Source organism: Klebsiella sp. TF21-TM, from assembly GCF_019753495.1.
Classification (GTDB): Bacteria; Pseudomonadota; Gammaproteobacteria; order Enterobacterales; family Enterobacteriaceae; genus Klebsiella; species Klebsiella quasipneumoniae.
Map to the genome: position 1 here is coordinate 222640 of NZ_JAIJYL010000003.1, position 17451 is coordinate 240090.

A 17451-nucleotide genomic window follows, 5' to 3' on the forward strand; every position below is an offset into this window, starting at 1 on the left:
GCAGGCCTGATTGAGCGCCTTAGCCCCACGAAATAAAAGGCAGATTAAATGATTATCCAGCTGCGATTCCTGTGCTGGCACAAAAAAGCGGGTTTTGGCGACAAAGAATGGCTGGCAGCGAGCAGGCTGCCAGCACGGGAGAAAACCAATTAATGACCAGTAGTTAATTGTTTTTTATTATAATTAATGAGTCCGCCGGCTTGAATAATCGCCTGCTCGTCGGCAGTTAATTTCTCCATATAGAGGCTAATCTGCTGAATCGGCTTTTTCTCACTGACGACATAAGCGGTGATATCGCTCAGCTCGCCCGCCAGCGCGCTTTTTATTCCCGGAATGAAGATAAAGTCGCCGACCTCGAAGTCTGGCGCCTGCTTCATCTGCAGCGGCAGCATTCCCCAGTTAATGATATTCGAGCGATAGCGCTTGGTCGCATATTCCTGACAGATATTGGCCAGGCCCCCGAGTACCCGCTGGCAGCTCGCGGCTTGTTCGCGCGCCGAGCCATCGCCGGGTTTGACGGCATAGACCATGCTACCAATCTCCGTCTGTTCAACGGAAATCTGTTCCTGGCCAGGTAGCAGTCGCAGTTGTGAGAAAATATTGCCCAGCTGCGGACAGCTGCTATACAGATCCTCACCGTTAACGCGCTGTTGCTCCATAGCGGCAATAGCTTTGCTGCGCCCAACATAGTCAGGATCGCGACGGGACAGCGTAAATTCAGCCAGCCCTAACGGATTAGAACGAAACGATGACGTTTCACCGGATGGGATCAGTTCGTCAGTGGTGGTCACTGGATCCATTATCTTTGACGCCACCACCAGCAGAATATTTTCCGTTAGCGCATTCATTTCCGGCCAGTCTTTAATATTCGGGCCATAGATCATTGGCTGATCCGTCACCCCTTTTACAAAGCCCTGATAAACCCGGCTCTTGTAGGACGAAGCATCAAATTCATATTCTGGCGCGTCCTGCCAGCAATCGAGCTCTGCTGCAGACGTCAACAACCCGCCGTTGATGGCCGTAGCGGCAATCGAGCGGGCATCCATTAATGCCACCGCGGACATTTGGCCATTGCCCGGTTTAGAGCCTTCACGGTTGGGAAAATTACGCGTCGTGTGCCGGATACTTAAGCCATTATTCATCGGCGTGTCGCCGGCGCCAAAGCAAGGGCCGCAGAATGCCGTGCGAACAATTGCCCCTGAGCTCATTAAATCGTTAATTAACCCCTTTTTATTTAACGCCATCAGCACCGGTTGCGAGGAGGGATAAACAGAGAGCGAGAAAATATTATCCCCACAGGCGTGGTGCTTCAGAGCTTGAGCCGCCTGGGCCACGTTGACATAGTTACCTCCGGCGCAACCGGCAATGATCCCCTGCTGGACGCGTAATTTGCCGTTCTCAATTTTGTTTAACAGCGACAGCTTTGCGCGGCCAAGAGAAATTTTCTCCGACTCCACTTCCACTTCACGTAAAATGTCCGTCAGGTTTTCATTAAGCGTGGCGATTTCATAAACATTGGCAGGATGAAACGGTAACGCGATCATCGGCTTAATGGCGCTTAGATCGACCTCAATGCAACCATCGTAGTACGCCATATCTTTTGCCGACAGCGCCCGATAGTCTTTCTCCCTGCCATGAAGGCGTAAGAAATGGTGCGTCTCATCATCCGTCTGCCAGATAGAGGACAGACAGGTGGTCTCGGTGGTCATCACATCAATGCTGTTTCGGAAATCAGTCGACATACTGCCCACGCCGGGGCCGACGAACTCCATGACCTTATTCTTGACATAGCCGCTCTTGAACACCGCGCCGATAATCGCTAATGCAATATCCTGCGGCCCGACCCCAGCCGCCGGTTTGCCGGTTAAATACACTGCGACAACCTCAGGGTAATCAATATCCCAGGTACTGCCGAGCAGCTGTTTGACTAACTCCCCGCCCCCTTCGCCCACCGCCATCGTGCCCAGAGCGCCGTAGCGGGTATGACTATCCGACCCCAGTATCATTTGACCGCAGCCAGCCATCATCTCACGCATATACTGGTGAATAACGGAAATATGTGGCGGAACATAAATTCCGCCGTATTTCTGTGCCGACGTTAAGCCAAAAATATGATCATCACTGTTTATTGTGCCGCCCACCGCGCAAAGTGAATTATGGCAATTGGTTAAAACATATGGCAGCGGAAAGCGCGTCATCCCGGACGCTTTCGCTGTCTGAATAATGCCAACGAAGGTAAGATCATGGGAGGCCATGGAATCAAATTTAATTTTTAACTTCCGTTCATCGCCTGAACGACTGTGGGATGACAAAATTGACCACGAAATAGTTCCCTTGCGTGCAATTTCCTTTTCGACGGGAAATGAACATGATTGTTCCGCAATAATACCGTGCTGCTGGGATAAATAAACCCCATGCTCGTGTAATGTAATCATGACTTGCGTCCTTTGCTGTAGACAAAATGATAAAGTTTCCCTACCTCTCTACGCCTACGGATAGAAGGGGAAAAAGAGGGGGAGTAAAATAAAACTCACAATAATCGATATGACTATTAGCGGCAGACCAACCCGTACATAATCGATAAACCGATAGCCTCCTGCGGAAAAAATCATCATATTCGCCGGGGTGCCTACTGGCGTCGCATAGGCGCATGAACAGCCGATCACGATGGCCATCAGCACCGCCCGCGAGTCAGCCCCCATTGAATTGGCAATAGACAAACCAATCGGGATAAGTAAGGCGGCCGTTGCCATATTTGACATAAAATTGGTTAACAGGCAGGAGATAATCAATACTGCGCTTAACAGTAAGAATGGCGAAGCCTGCTGGCCAAGCAGATCGATAACAGAGCGCGCCATGATTTCTCCAGCGCCGGTGGTTTCAAGCGCTTTCGCTAACGCTAAGGTTCCGCCGAACAGAAAAATAGTCTGCGAGTCGATAGACTGATAAGCCTGCTTTTCCGTAATCACACCGCTGATCACCAGCAGTAAAGCGCCAACGGAGCCAATAACCGCAATGGGTAAGCCGATGATATTTTCGAAAATCATTCCCAGCACAGTAAATACCAGGACCAGCACGGCAATCACTTGCTTATATTTTGGGCAGCTAACTTTTTTGCTCTTGCTGGCATTTGCACTACTATGGCCCGATTTTGCCGGTAGCAGTTTATAGCCGATAGTCAAAAAGTAGATGATCCCGCAAAGCAGCATGGGAATACCGAGTTTGGCATACTCGAAAAAATCAAAGCGTTGCCCAACTTGCTCAAGCGCCGACTGCGCAATCAAATTTCCCGGCGAGCCGATCAGGGATAAGTTTCCCCCCAGCGCCGAAGCGAACGCCAGCGGCATAAGCAGACGAGATTGCGCATAGCCAGATTTGATAGCGGTACCGATGACCACCGGTATCAATACCGCAGCCGTTCCGGTATTGGATAAAAACCCGGAAAGAATGCCACACACCAGCATAATAATAACGATGAGCTGCCTCTCAGACCTGGCGTAACGCGTCACTATGCCGCCAATCTTATCGGTGACCCCGGTTTCAAACAGGGCGCCACCGACCACGAACATCGCCACAAATAAAATGACGTTTTGATTAATAAATCCGGCAAACGCCATTTTCACATCAAAAATGCCGGTTACGACTAAAGCAATGCACACAATCATTGCCGTGACAGCCAGCGGAATCTTTTCCCAAATAAACATCACAATTGAAAATAACAGCAGTGACAAGGTAATTGCGACTGGTGACATCAATAGATAATTCCTTATTCAAAAGATATACATTATTAAAAGCAGGTGATGCAAATAACTCACAGGCGCTTAACGCTTCAAATCCAAATTAGATTATTTTCCAGTACATTAATATCTCCCACCACCACACGCCTACGGTGATATGTAAGAGGAAAGTCAGCAGGGTCAATATACCGCCAATAATCCACCACGACTTAATATCATTGTATCCCACGCCAAAAATAACCGGACCTGCCGCACCGCCATAATGAGTGACCATTCCGCCATAGGAATTACTAAACAGCAGGGCAAGAGCTGTGAGCATAATCGGCGCACCAGAGACATTAGCCAGCATAGCGAAAACCGGCACCATCGCCACAATATAGGCGCTACCGGAAGCAAAGAAATAACGGACCACAATGCTCAACGCAACGATGATGATGAAGGCAAGCGTGCTGTGTGTGCCAAAAGAAATGTTATTTTTCAGCAAATCCGCCAGCCATAAGAAAAAACCCACGCTGGACAACAATGAGCTTAAGCCGATAATCCCGCCGTACCAAATTAAGGTGTTCCAGCCACCTTTGTTCTTAATCACGTCATCCCAGCTGACGATTTTTAACACCAACATCAAGGCCATCACACAAATAGCGACCGTTGATTCGTTCACGCCCAGCGATTTACTGAATACCCAACCGCCCAGCGCCATGACAAACAGGAGGGAGAGCATTTTCTCCCGTAACGTCATCGGCCCTAAGGCTTCAATCCCGGCTTTGGCTATCGCTTTGTTATCGACCTTCTTCAGCTCAGGTGGATAAAGCTTATAGATAATCAGCGGCGTCACTAACAGCATTATGATGCCTGGCAACACGCCGGCCAGCGCCCATCCGCCCCAGCTTAATTTGATATGACAAATATCTTCAATCATCTTGAGCGCCAGAATATTGCCGGCCATCGCCGTAAAAAACATATAGCTGGTGGTTTTGGTGACCATATAGACGTTCATCATCAGATAATGACCAACGCGCTTCGCACTATGTTCAGGTTCCGAGCCCAGAGCCACGGCCACGCTATTTATGATCGGTAAAACGATACCGCCGGCGCGCGCGGTATTTGATGGCGTCGCGGGCGACAGGATCAGATCCAAAAAAGCGGTGACATAGCCTAATCCCAGCGTGGTGCTGCCTATCTTGCCAATGAGAATATAGGCGATGCGTTTGCCCAGACCGGTAATGACAAATGCAGCACTGAGAGTGAAAGCCGAGAAAACCAGCCAGGTGGTGCCGGAAGCATAGCCGCTTAAGACACTCGATGTTTTTATGGTGCCATCACCTAAATTACCGATTACCACCATGGAGGCCGCAACGGCGATTAACAAGACAACCGGTTCGGAAAAGGGTTTAATCACTAACCCAACGATCGCTGCCAGATAAATACCTGACAGTATCCAGGCCAGCTCGGTCAACCCTTCTGGCGCGGGAAATAAACTAATGAGTAGCGGTATGGCTATAGTAACGACTAACTTCCATAACGATTTTTTATCCATTTTAATTCCATCCCAGAATTAATCATATTAAGACATTGATAAAACGTCAGTGAAGAGAGAGTTTCCCGTTCAAATAACCTGTAAATTGTCTGGAAAGATGATTAATCAGGCAGGTAAACCATTCCCGAAAGGATCTTACGGGCCGTACGAATAACCGATGCGCGAATGCTTTCTGGCTGCCCATCAGTATTACTCAGACTCACATCAATGCTCCCGCTGGGATGCTCAACTTTAATTAAGCCATCCCCCGCCATGCGGGTCATTTCGTTAACCACGGTATCCGCAATAATGCAGGCGCTCGCCAGGCCGATGGCGCCGGTGATCGCTAACGATTTATGGCAACTATGCGGCATAAAATAACGCACGCTTAAGGTTCCGCCCTGCAGTGGCGGCGCCACCAGCACAGGTTTAGGGATTACCATATTTGATACGTCGCCAAATCCCATTGCCGCGCCGGCTTGTTTACGGATTGATTCAAGACGTTGAAAAAAGTCTTTATCCTGATCTAATTCATTTGCTGACTCATATCCTGTTTTGCCCAGGCTATGCGCCGGAATAATCACCATCGGCATAGCCATATCGATACACGTCACGCGAATATTATCAAAAATATCCACCCGATTGCCGGTGGGGAAAAGCTGGCCGGACTTTGCCCCTGCAGCGTTCAGAAAAGTCAGGCTAACGGGCGCGGCGTGTCCCGGCACGCCATCAATATGCGTGCTTCCTTCATAAACCACCTGTCCATTCGGGGTCTGAATATCTGCGTCAACAAAGGTATTGGTGTTCACGTTCCTAATGCGCACCCGTGTTATCGGAGAGGTTGCCGCGACAAGTCCTTTTTCGATGGCAAATCCCCCCACGGCGCAGAGCATATTGCCGCAATTTGGCGTAGTATCCACTCGCCGCTCATTGACAATGACCTGAACAAACAGGTAATCCACATCCGCCTGCTGACTGGCTGATTGACTGACAATCGCCACCTTACTGGTTTGCGGGCTCCCGCCGCCAATACCATCGATTTCCAGCTCATGGCCAGAACCCATAATGGTTAATAACGCCTCGTCACGTTGCTGCGTATCCTGAGGGAGATCGTCCGCTAACAGAAAGGCCCCTTTTGATGTGCCGCCACGCATGAGTGCGCACGGAATTTTTTTCATAACACGCTCCTTACAAATAGAGAAGATGAAATCAAATAAACGTCAGGCGCGTATTTAATACACTTAATGAATTTAAAGTTTTTTATTAACTTTATTATTTCATTGTTCGCCAAACCGTTTACCCGAGAATTCTACTTGCAAGGGTTTTGGTGATTGATAACATTAAAAAATAAGATTTATTCCTACAAAACATGAATAACAAATATCACCACTATGATAATTAACGCTGCCTTACTATAAGGTTTAAAGCCTCTTTACGCTTAGGGAGTCATAATGCACAATGAACTATCCGGTATGAAAGCCTTTGTTACCGTGGCTGAACTTGGCTCGTTTAGTAAAGCCGCCGAGATCCTTAATCTGACACAGCCAGCATTGACGCGAAAAATAAAAAAATTAGAAAGCAATCTCAATACTGCCCTGTTCCAGCGTACCACCCGAAAAATCCAGCTTACGCAGGCGGGAGCAATGTTGTTACCGAAAGCAAAATCGCTGATTGCCAGTCTGGATGCCGCCATCTTTGATGTCAGCAACCTGACTTCTCATGTCCAGGATACGATTACACTTTCCTGTATTCCCACCGCCGTCTTTTATTTTTTACCTCGCGCTATCGTTCAATTTAATCAGCGCTATCCGCATATCAAAGTACAAATTTATGAACAAGGTATAGAAAATTGCATGGCTTCGGTGAGAAAGGGGGAAGTCGATTTTGGTATAAATATGAACTTCATCACACATCCCGATATCGAATTTAGTCCACTGGTCAACGAACCCTTTGTCCTGGCCTGCAGAATGGATCATCCGCTGGCCAGTAAAAAACTGGTGGAATGGCGGGAGCTCACCTCGCAAAGGTTAATTGGCGTCAGGCGTTCGAGCGGTAATCGGCAGCTGATTGAAAGTTGCCTGGCGGATAAGCCGTGGAAGCTGGACTGGTTTTATGAAGTGAGACATTTATCCACCTCCCTGGGTCTGGTGGAAGCGGGACTTGGCGTATCGGCACTGCCCTGTCTGGCTATGCCGCAAAATACTAAGGGCACAGTGGTAAGCGTACCGCTCGTGGAACCCGTCATCAGACGGACGCTTGGCATGATCCGTGTAAAAAATCGCCCACTTTCCGCCGCCGCAGAACGCTTCGCTTCGCTGTTACTCCTGATGTGGACGGATGAAGCGAGCGAACTGTGGTGTAACGTGGTGGATCCGCATCAACAGGTATGAACCGCACGCCATCAACGATCACGGCGCCAGGGCGATCACCTCCGCCGCCCAGCGCTGAAACCCGTCGACATCGATATCCAGCGCCACCTGGGCATTGGCCGGCTGGCCCAGTCGCCCTTCGATATCCACCACCGTGGCGCCGGCGGTCCAGGTTCCCTGCGTCTCCACCGCCACAAAACACGGCTGTAGGGTGAACAGTTCCGGGCGGACCAGCCATGCGATAGCGCAGAGATCGTGCATTCTCAGACCACTACTCATGCTGCCGCTACGATAGTGGCTAAACAGCGCATGGAGCATTTTACCGGTCTGATTCAGCGTCGGCAGGGTCGCCAGATAATCCGCCGTCAGCAGCGCCCGATTGGTGACGTCCAGTCCGCACATGACAATCTCCAGCCCGCTGTGGAAGACTTTCGCGGCGGCTTCCGGGTCGATGGCAATATTGAATTCGGCATTCGGCGTAAAGTTGCCCCGGCCCGCCGAGCCGCCCATGATCACCAGCCGGCGAATGTTGAACAGGCATTCCGGATACTGGGTCAGCAGCAGCGCAATATTGGTCAATGGGCCAATCGCCACCAGAGTGATCGGCTCGGCAGCATGCATCAGCGCATCGCGGATCGCCTGGAAGGCCGGCTTCGCCAGCGGCTGCCGGTGATGCTCAACAAAGTCATACCCTTCCATACCGGATTCGCCATGCACCGAGGCGGCATCGCGCAGGGGACGCACCAGCGGCATCGAGGCGCCCTGCGCCAGCGGCACATCGGCATGCCAGAAGTGCAGCAGCTGCAGCGCGTTACGGGTCGTCTTCTCCACCGAGACATTGCCCGCCACGGTGGTCATCAGCTGCAGATCCAGCTCAGGGGCGAACAGCGCCGCGGCAATAGCGGCAGCATCGTCGATGCCCGGATCTGTATCAAGAATGATCGGTAAGCGCATGGTTTCTCCCTAAAAAAAATGCCAGACGTTAAGTCTGGCATCTTCTCATACTGCTGACGGAAAGAACTTACTCTACTTCACGGACATCCACACGCAGCTCTTTCGGCACTTCAAAGACGATATTCTCTTCCCGGCCTTCCAGCGGTACGGCTTCGCCGCCGCCCAGCTCCTGCAGGCGGGTAATGACGTTCTGCACCAGAATATCCGGCGCCGACGCGCCCGCCGTCACGCCGACGCAGGCCGCGTCCTTGACCCACGCTTCCTGAATATCGGAGGCATCGTCAATCAGGTAAGCCGCCTTACCCATCCGCTGCGCCAGTTCGGCGAGGCGGTTTGAGTTGGAGGAGTTTTTCGAACCAACCACCAGCACCACGTCAGCCTGCTCCGCCAGCGCGCGCACCGCTTCCTGACGGTTAGTGGTGGCATAGCAAATGTCGTCTTTGCGCGGGCCGACGATTTTCGGGAAACGCGCGCGCAGCGCGTCAATCACATCCGAGGTATCATCCACCGAGAGGGTGGTCTGGGTCATAAACGACAGCCGGGCGTCGTTTTTGACTTCCAGCTTGAGAACGTCTTCCGGCGACTCGACCAGGTACATGCCCCCTTGCGGGTTATTGTACTGCCCCATCGTGCCTTCGACTTCCGGGTGCCCGGCATGGCCGATCAGAATCGACTCTTCGCCACGGCGGCTGGCGCGGGCGACTTCCATATGCACTTTCGTCACCAGCGGACAGGTGGCGTCGAACACCGTCAGATCGCGGCTCTTCGCTTCATTCCGTACCGCCTGCGATACGCCGTGAGCGGAGAAGATCAGGATCGCGCCATCCGGTACTTCGCTGATCTGTTCGATAAAAATGGCGCCGCGCTTGCGCAGGCTATCCACCACATAGCGGTTATGCACCACTTCATGACGAACATAGATCGGCGCGCCGTACAGCGTCAGCGCGTTTTCTACAATGCTGATAGCGCGGTCAACGCCAGCGCAAAAGCCGCGCGGGTTAGCCAACAGGATCTGCATGTTAATCCTCCAGCGCCGGATCGATCTCCAGCACTTCAATATCAAAATGAACGGTGCGCCCGGCCAGCGGATGGTTGAAGTCGACGGTGATGGAATCGCCGTTCACTTCACGGATCACGCCAGGCATTTCGCTGCCATCCATTGCGGTAAAGAGCATAATCGCGCCGATCTCCGGCTCGCCGGCGTCGATAAACTCGCGGCGAGAGAAATACTGAATCAGGTCCGGGCTCGGGACGCCAAATGCGGCGTCAGGCTCCAGCGAAAAGGCCTTTTTCTCGCCCTCTTTCAGACCAAGAAGCTGTTGCTCCAGCCCCTCAGACAGGGAGGTGTCGCCGAGGCGAAACAGCGCCGGTTTGCCATTGTTACGGGTGGACTCGGCGGTGGATCCATCGTCCAGCTTCAGCGTGAAGTGAACGAGAACCGCGCTGTTGCTCTGTACGGATTTAGACATGCAAATTGCTCGCTTGTTTTCGGTCTCCTGTTGCCCGGAGGCGCTACGCTTACCGGGCGACGGGAGACCACACATTCTGTAGGCCGGGCTGACGTGGCGCCACCCGGCATTAACATTTACGCCTGCTCTTTTGCGGTCGGTTTCGGCAGGAAGCCTTCCAGCACAATCATCGCCGCGCCGATGCAGATAGCGCTATCGGCGAGGTTGAAAGTGGCGAAGTGCCAGTCGCCGACGTAGAAGTCGATCATATCGACCACAAAGCCGTGCCACAGGCGATCGAACAAGTTGCCCAGCGCGCCGCCGATAATCAGGGCGTAGGCAATATTGTTCAGCTTTTGCGTCGCCTTCGAACGGTACATCAGCACCGTCAGCACCACGCAAATGCCGATGGCGATCCCGGAAAAGAACCAGCGCTGCCAGCCGCCGCTGTCGGCGAGGAAGCTAAAGGCCGCGCCATAGTTGCGGGCATAATGCAGATTAAGCGACGGGAACAGCGGAACCGTCTCCCCCAGAGCGAAGTTCTGGAGGATCAGGAATTTGCTGCCCAGATCGATAATCAGCACGGCTACGACCACCCACAGCCAGCGTAGCCCCGTTGAACAAATCGATTTACTCATCAGGCGAATTTACGTTGCTCGCCGTCACCGGCGACGTTGCTCACACAGCGTCCGCAGATTTCCGCGTGTTCCGCCACCTTGCCGATATCGGTAGTGTAATGCCAGCAGCGCGGGCATTTCTCACCTTCAGCTTTGCTCAATGCGACTTTCAGCCCTTTGAGCAGTTCGCTCTGCTGGGCATCAGCAGGCGCGCTCGCATAGTCTGCGACGTTCGCCCCGGAGGTCAACAGGACAAATCGCAATTCATCGCCCAGCGCGTTGAGCTTAGCGGCCAGATCGGCATCAGCATACAGCGTCACCGAGGCTTCCAGCGAGCCGCCGACTTTCTTATCCGCACGCGCCTGTTCAATCACTTTGTTGACTTCGCCACGGACTTTCAGCAGCTCATCCCAGAAGCCGTCATTCATCGCTTCGTTGTCGGCCAGACCGAAGAGACCTTGATACCATTCGCCGGTAAAGACGTATTTCTCACGCTCGCCCGGCAGGTAACCCCAGATTTCGTCCGCGGTGAAGGACATGATCGGCGCCATCCAGCGCACCAGCGCTTCCACGATGTGGAACAGCGCGGTCTGGCAACTGCGACGCGCCACGCTGTCCGCCCTGGCGGTGTACTGACGGTCTTTGATGATGTCGAGGTAGAACGAGCCCATCTCAATGGAGCAGAAGCGCATCAGGCGCTGCACCACTTCGTGGAAGTCGTAGGATTCGTAGGCTTTCAGGATATCTTCCTGTGCCGCCTGCGCGCAGCCGACCGCCCAGCGATCCAGCACCACCATCTCTTCCGGTTTGACCATGTCTTTTGCCGGATCGAAACCGTTCAGGTTGGCCAGCAGGAAGCGCGCGGTGTTACGGATACGACGATAGCTGTCCGCGGCGCGTTTGAGGATCTCGTCTGAGACCGCCATTTCGCCGGTGTAGTCGGTGGAAGCCACCCACAGGCGCAGGATATCGGCACCCAGCTTGTTCATCACGTCCTGCGGGCTAACGGTGTTGCCGATAGACTTGGACATTTTGCGGCCCTGACCATCGACAGTGAAGCCGTGGGTCAGTACCTGACGATATGGCGCTTTGCCTTTCATCGCCGTGGAAATCATCAGAGAGGACATGAACCAGCCGCGATGCTGGTCGGAGCCTTCCAGATACATATCGGCGGCGTGACCGGCGAATTCCGGACGCACGTCAACCACGGAAGAGTGGGTCGACCCGGAGTCAAACCAGACGTCGAGGGTATCCGGCACTTTCTCGTAGCTGTCAGCGTCATCGCCAAGGATGTCGCGGGAATCGAGATCCCACCATGCCTGGATGCCGTCGACTTCAACACGCTTCGCGACTTCTTCCATCAGCTCAAGGGTACGCGGGTGCAGTTCGTGAGTTTCTTTATGCACGAACAGCGACATCGGCACGCCCCAGGTACGCTGACGGGAGATGCACCAGTCAGGACGGTTGGCGACCATCGATTCGATACGCGCCTGGCCCCAGTCCGGGATCCACTGCACGCCTTTGATCTCTTTCAGCGACTGCGCGCGCAGACCTTTCTGATCCATGCTCACGAACCACTGTGGGGTGGCGCGGAAGATGATTGGCGACTTGTGGCGCCAGCAGCACGGATAGCTGTGCTGCATTTTTTCCACATGCAGCAGCGCGCCGCGCTCACGCAGCATCTCAACGATGATATCGTTGGCTTTGAAGACGTTGATACCGTCCAGAGACGGATAGGTGCCTGGCAGATAAGCCCCGTCAGGGCCAACCGGGTTAGCGATTTCCAGACCGTATTTCTGGCTGATCGTGTAATCGTCCGGACCGTGGCCGCCGGCGGTATGCACCGCACCGGTACCGGCATCCAGCGTCACGTGGTCGCCAAGGATCGCCGGCACGTCGAAATCGAGGAACGGATGCTGGAAACGCATCAGTTCAAGCTCGGCGCCGTTCACCGCCGCCAGGATGGTGTAATCGGCCGCGCCAACGCGCTTCATCACGCTCTCAACGAGGTCTTTCGCCAGGATCAGCGCCTGGCCGTCCACCTGCACCAGCGCATAGTCGAACTCTGGCGACAGGGAGATGGCGCGGTTAGCCGGCAGGGTCCACGGGGTGGTGGTCCAGATAACCAGCGACACCGGGCCGTTGACGTCGGCGACGCCGAATTTCGCCAGCACCGCGGCTTTATCTACCGCGTGGAATGCCACGTCGATGGATGGAGAAGTCTTGTCGTAATACTCCACTTCCGCTTCCGCCAGCGCGGAACGGCAGTCTACGCACCAGTGCACCGGCTTGGCGCCTTTATGCAGGTGGCCGTTGCCGATGATTTTACCCAGCGCGCGAATGATGTTGGCTTCGGTTTTGAAGTCCATGGTCAGATACGGATGCGACCAGTCGCCCAGCACGCCGAGACGGATGAAATCTTTACGCTGACCCTCGATCTGCAGAGCGGCATATTCGCGGCACTTGGCGCGGAATTCTGCGGCGGTGAACTTCTCGCCCGGCTTGCCGTATTCCTGCTCTACTTTCAGCTCGATCGGCAGACCGTGGCAGTCCCAGCCCGGAACGTAAGGCGAGTCATAGCCCGTCAGTCCTTTGGACTTAACGATAATGTCTTTCAGAATCTTGTTAACCGAGTGACCAATATGAATACTGCCATTCGCATAAGGAGGGCCATCATGCAGAATGAAGGTTTTTTTGCCTTTTTTGGCTGCACGAATGATGCCGTACAGGTCATCATCGGTCCAACGCGCCAGCATTCCCGGTTCGCGTTTGGCGAGGTCGCCACGCATAGGGAACCCTGTTTCCGGCAAATTCAGGGTCGATTTATAGTCACTCATCAGATTCTCGGTTCCGTATTTCGGTTTGATAAACACCAGTGGCTCAGGCCTGGCTGGTCAGCCCAAATAATTCGCGGGCCGTTAACTCATCACGTGCGATTTGCGCCTTCAGCTCGTCGAGCGACGCAAACCGCTGCTCATTACGTATCTTTTTACGCAGTACTACATTGATATGGCGACCGTAGAGGTCCATTACAACGTCCAACAGATGCACTTCGAGCTGCTGACGCACGCCCGCTACCGTTGGACGGGTGCCAATATTGGCGACGCCGGCGATCGGCTTGTCGCCCAGCCCTGTCACTTCTACCGCATAGACCCCTTTAACCGGGGAAACCTGACGACGCAGCGGTAAGTTCGCCGTCGGAAAACCTATGGTACGGCCCAGTTCGTCGCCATGCACGACGCGTCCGGAAATGCTAAACGGATGGCCGAGCAGCGTCTCCGCCAACAGGAGATCGTCATCAGCCAGCGCCTGACGCACCGCCGTGCTGCTGATCCGCACCCCGCCTTCGCAGAAGGTTTGGGTGCTGGTGACGTCGAAGCCGTATTCCGCCCCCGCCTTTTGTAATAACAAGAAATCCCCCTGGCGACCAGCGCCAAAGCGGAAATCGTCACCGACGGCAAGGAACTGCACGCCCAGGCGGCGCACCAGCAGTTCACTGATAAAATCCTGCGCCGTCAGCGCGGCGAACCGGCGGTCGAAGCGAACGCACAGCACATAGTCGACCCCGCTTTCAGCCAGATAGCTCAGCTTTTCACGCAGGCGGGTCAACCGCGCCGGGGCTTTATCGGCGGCAAAGAGCTCGAGCGGCTGGGGTTCGAAAATCATCACCACCACCGGTAAACCGCGCTGGCGGCCCTCTTCGCGCAAGCGCTGCAGCAGCGCCTGATGCCCACGATGCACGCCGTCAAAATTGCCAATGGTCAGCACGCACCCGTGCGGGGCCTGACTGAGATTATGTATGCCGCGTATCAGCTTCATGTCTGGCTCAAAACAGTGAAAATCGTCCGAGTATACCTTGTACAACTGTCAACGTTAACCAGCGATTGCTCCTCGGCAACGAAAGTTCTCAGGAATTCATTCACTCAGCGCGAGTCAGCGGGAAAACCGCCCGCCCCCGGCGATTTTTATGGTGGAAAAGCTGTATTCGCCTGCAACAAGCTGGTAGAATCTTGCGCCATCACTACGTAATGAAGCGCTGTGGTGTTAAACGGCGCTTATTTGCACAAATCCATTGACAAAAGAAGGCTAAACGGGCATATTCCTCGGCCTTTGAATTGTCCATATAGAACACATTTGGGAGTTGGACCTTGGCTAATATCAAATCAGCTAAGAAGCGCGCCGTTCAGTCTGAAAAGGCTCGCAAGCACAACGCTAGCCGTCGCTCTATGATGCGTACTTTCATCAAGAAAGTATACGCAGCTATCGAAGCTGGCGACAAAGCTGCTGCACAAAAAGCATTTAACGAAATGCAACCGATCGTGGACCGTCAGGCTGCTAAAGGTCTGATCCACAAAAACAAAGCTGCGCGTCATAAGGCTAACCTGACCGCTCAGATCAACAAACTGGCTTAATCGCTGCTTGTTGTCGCTTTGTGAAAAAACCCGCGAAAGCGGGTTTTTTTATGCCTGTCATCTTTCCCGTCCTGGCGCGACCTGAGCCACGCCAGCCCACGCTTTCCGGCTATCTGGGTTCAGTAAACAGCGACGAATAATCGCGATTGCAGATGCGCTGTACCGCCGGATGCTGAATCATCCGTTCGGCGAAAATGGCGTGATACTCCTCCATCACGCTATCCATGCGACCAATTTCGACAATCGATTCATCATGGTAGAAATCATGCGCGTAGAGCGTCGGCGCGACAAAAATCGCATTATGCGCGGCGCCGAAGGCTTTCATGAGCGCCGCGTCGTCAAACTCGCCGAGGATCTCCACCTTCAGCCCCTGCACGTTAATCCAGTTCAGCAGCTTACGTCCCAGCATCGAGCGTCGACCAGGGATCAGCAGCCGTCGCTCTTCAAGACAGGCCGGGAACGGCTTCATTGGCGCCGGGTTCATGCACCAGAAGCTGACGCTGCACTCGCCAATCTTCACCGAAAACAGCCCTTCCTGCTGCGTCGAGTCGATCGGGCAGTCAGAGATAATCATATCGAGCTTATGCTGGCTCAGCTGCTCCAGCAGCAGCTCATGGGTGGATTCAAAACAGCGCAGATGGATCTGCTCGCTTTCGACAACGGCGGCATCCAGTACGCCGCTGACCAGCCGTTTCGATAGCGCATCGGCCACGCCGACGTCAAACAGCAGATTCGACTCTTTGCGGTAGTTGACGATGTCGAGCATCTCCTGGCTCAGGGTAAACATCCGGTCGGCGTAGCGAAAGACCAGCTCCCCGAGCTCGCTCGGCTCCAGCCCTCTTCCCTTGCGCTTAAATAACTTTCCCTGCAGACGCTCCTCCAGCGCTTTGATCTGCCCGGTAATGGTTTGCGGCGTCAGAAACAGCGCCTCCGCCGCGCCCACGACAGACCCTTCTTTATAGACGTGCCAGAAGTAGTACAGATGGTTGTAGTTGATATGTGACATGCTTCTCTCCCTGATAATGTCCAGGAGAGCCTGGCAGGCCCTCCTGCAGAAAGGTTATACCGCGAGGCGAGTATCCGTTACGCGCTGACGCAGTATGAGGTAGCCGGTAACAGCTGATACCACCGATCCAATTAAGATGCCAAGCTTGGCCCAGTTGATTAACGCGGGATCGACATTGCCGAAGGCCAGCGTGGCGATAAAAATCGACATCGTAAAGCCAATCCCGCACAGAATGCCCACCGCCATAATCTGCCGGCAGGTGGTCCCCTCCGGTAGCGAGGCCCACTTCAGCTTCAGGGCCAGCCAGCAGAACAGGCTGATCCCCAGCGGCTTACCGATAAACAGGCCGGCCATGATACCCAGGGGCAGCAGCGACGTCAGTCCATCAAGCGTAACCCCCCCCAGCGAGACGCCCGCGTTGGCGAAGGCAAACAGCGGCAGGATCATAAACGCCACCCACGGATGCAGGACATGCTCAAGCACTTTAGCCGGTGACTGACCCTGCTTCTCCTGGAGCGGGATCATAAAGCCAACGATGACCCCGGCAAGCGTCGCGTGAACGCCGGACTTCAGCACCGCGGTCCACAGCACCGCACCGACCAGAATATAGATCCCGGTGCGTCGCACGCCGCTCAGATTCAGAACCACCAGCACCGCAATCGCCGCCGCCGCCACGCCCAGCGAGAGCATTGACAGGTCGTGGGTATAAAACAGCGCGATAATCACGATAGCCCCAAGGTCATCAATAATCGCCAGCGCCATCAGGAAAATCTTCAGCGCCGTCGGGACGCGGCTGCCTAACAGCGCCAGCACGCCGAGGGCAAAGGCAATATCCGTCGCCGCCGGGATCGCCCATCCCTCTCTGGCGACAGGATCCTGAGCGTTAAAGGCCAGATAGACCAGCGCCGGGACGATCATCCCGCCGAGCGCGGCAATCACCGGAAAGACCGCCTGACGGCGACTCGCCAGCGAGCCCTGAATCAACTCGCGTTTAACCTCCAGGCCAATCAGCAAGAAGAACACCGCCATCAGGGCATCATTGATCCATAGCAGCATATTCTTGTTGATCTCCAGCGCCCCCACCCGCAGCTGTACAGGCGTATCAAGGAAGGAGTGATACAGACCGCTGGTCACGCTGGTATTGGCCATGACCATCGCCAGCGCCGCGGCGATGATTAAGACAATGCCGCCGGAAGCATCGCTACTGAAGAATCGTTGCAGATGTTTCACTTTTACTTTCATCCTGTTGGTGAATAACTCGATAAAAGTATAATACACAGACTGATAACTCGAAAAAATCAGATTTAAGTTGCGCTAATGCTCGATTTTTACGAGTTAAAGAGGAGGGATAAGACAATGATAGACTGGGCAGCAAAAGGCCAGGCGTTGACG

Annotated in this window: 14 protein-coding genes and 1 pseudogene; 2 read left to right on the plus strand and 13 right to left on the minus strand. The window is 53.9% G+C overall.

All coding sequences use genetic code 11. The features are described from left to right. Positions 1-149: 149 nt before the first annotated feature. The 4 genes from K5R89_RS04550 to K5R89_RS04565 form a co-directional block, all read right to left on the minus strand. Positions 150-2435: a hydratase gene (locus K5R89_RS04550; RefSeq protein WP_048336378.1), complete on the minus strand. Its 2286-nt coding sequence runs from the start codon at positions 2433-2435 to the stop codon at positions 150-152. Between the two features lie 54 nt (positions 2436-2489). Continuing rightward, positions 2490-3752 (minus strand): SLC13 family permease, encoded by a 1263-nt coding sequence (locus tag K5R89_RS04555; RefSeq protein WP_048336377.1) that lies wholly within the window; start codon positions 3750-3752, stop codon positions 2490-2492. 88 nt (positions 3753-3840) lie between these two features. Then, positions 3841-5274 carry an anion permease gene (locus K5R89_RS04560; protein WP_087827547.1) on the minus strand — a complete coding sequence of 478 codons (1434 nt, stop codon included), beginning with the start codon at positions 5272-5274 and terminating at the stop codon, positions 3841-3843. Between the two features lie 101 nt (positions 5275-5375). Further along, a complete protein-coding gene (locus K5R89_RS04565) occupies positions 5376-6431 on the minus strand; it encodes a 4-oxalomesaconate tautomerase (RefSeq protein WP_101978442.1) in 1056 nt (351 codons plus the stop codon). Between the two features lie 273 nt (positions 6432-6704). On the opposite strand from K5R89_RS04565, the gene K5R89_RS04570 reads away from it, so the two are divergent. Beyond that, complete coding sequence (locus K5R89_RS04570; RefSeq protein ID WP_048336374.1) at positions 6705-7643, plus strand: LysR family transcriptional regulator; 939 nt, start codon at positions 6705-6707, stop codon at positions 7641-7643. Positions 7644-7661: 18 nt separating this feature from the next. On the opposite strand, the gene rihC is transcribed toward K5R89_RS04570, so the two are convergent. The 7 genes and pseudogenes from rihC to K5R89_RS27345 form a co-directional block, all read right to left on the minus strand. After that, on the minus strand, positions 7662-8576 hold the full coding sequence (gene rihC / locus K5R89_RS04575; protein ID WP_087827549.1) for a ribonucleoside hydrolase RihC: 915 nt from the start codon (positions 8574-8576) through the stop codon (positions 7662-7664). Positions 8577-8643: 67 nt separating this feature from the next. Next, complete coding sequence (gene ispH / locus K5R89_RS04580) at positions 8644-9594, minus strand: 4-hydroxy-3-methylbut-2-enyl diphosphate reductase (RefSeq protein ID WP_002887979.1); 951 nt, start codon at positions 9592-9594, stop codon at positions 8644-8646. A gap of 1 nt (position 9595) precedes the next feature. Further along, the gene (fkpB, locus tag K5R89_RS04585) at positions 9596-10045 is read right to left on the minus strand and encodes an FKBP-type peptidyl-prolyl cis-trans isomerase (RefSeq protein WP_023291927.1); all 450 of its coding nucleotides are present in this window, start codon (positions 10043-10045) and stop codon (positions 9596-9598) included. A gap of 116 nt (positions 10046-10161) precedes the next feature. Next, positions 10162-10662: a signal peptidase II gene (gene lspA, locus K5R89_RS04590; protein ID WP_023291926.1), complete on the minus strand. Its 501-nt coding sequence runs from the start codon at positions 10660-10662 to the stop codon at positions 10162-10164. Then, the gene (gene ileS, locus K5R89_RS04595; protein ID WP_032429278.1) at positions 10662-13478 is read right to left on the minus strand and encodes an isoleucine--tRNA ligase; all 2817 of its coding nucleotides are present in this window, start codon (positions 13476-13478) and stop codon (positions 10662-10664) included. The genes lspA and ileS overlap by 1 nt, the downstream gene beginning before the upstream one ends. Positions 13479-13521: 43 nt before the next feature. Beyond that, complete coding sequence (gene ribF / locus K5R89_RS04600) at positions 13522-14460, minus strand: bifunctional riboflavin kinase/FAD synthetase (RefSeq protein ID WP_004204236.1); 939 nt, start codon at positions 14458-14460, stop codon at positions 13522-13524. A 7-nt stretch (positions 14461-14467) separates the two neighbouring features. Beyond that, a pseudogene (locus tag K5R89_RS27345) lies at positions 14468-14673 on the minus strand (DUF2575 domain-containing protein); the annotation flags it as partial. Positions 14674-14789: 116 nt separating this feature from the next. Here K5R89_RS27345 and rpsT point away from each other — a divergent pair. Continuing rightward, entirely contained in the window at positions 14790-15053 is a 264-nt protein-coding gene (gene rpsT, locus K5R89_RS04605) for a 30S ribosomal protein S20 (RefSeq protein WP_002887965.1), read from the plus strand. A gap of 109 nt (positions 15054-15162) precedes the next feature. Here the strand turns inward: rpsT and nhaR are convergent, their stop codons facing one another. Continuing rightward, positions 15163-16059 (minus strand): transcriptional activator NhaR, encoded by an 897-nt coding sequence (gene nhaR / locus K5R89_RS04610; RefSeq protein WP_023291923.1) that lies wholly within the window; start codon positions 16057-16059, stop codon positions 15163-15165. Positions 16060-16113: 54 nt separating this feature from the next. Continuing rightward, positions 16114-17289 carry a Na+/H+ antiporter NhaA gene (gene nhaA, locus K5R89_RS04615; RefSeq protein ID WP_032452400.1) on the minus strand — a complete coding sequence of 392 codons (1176 nt, stop codon included), beginning with the start codon at positions 17287-17289 and terminating at the stop codon, positions 16114-16116. Positions 17290-17451: the final 162 nt, after the last annotated feature.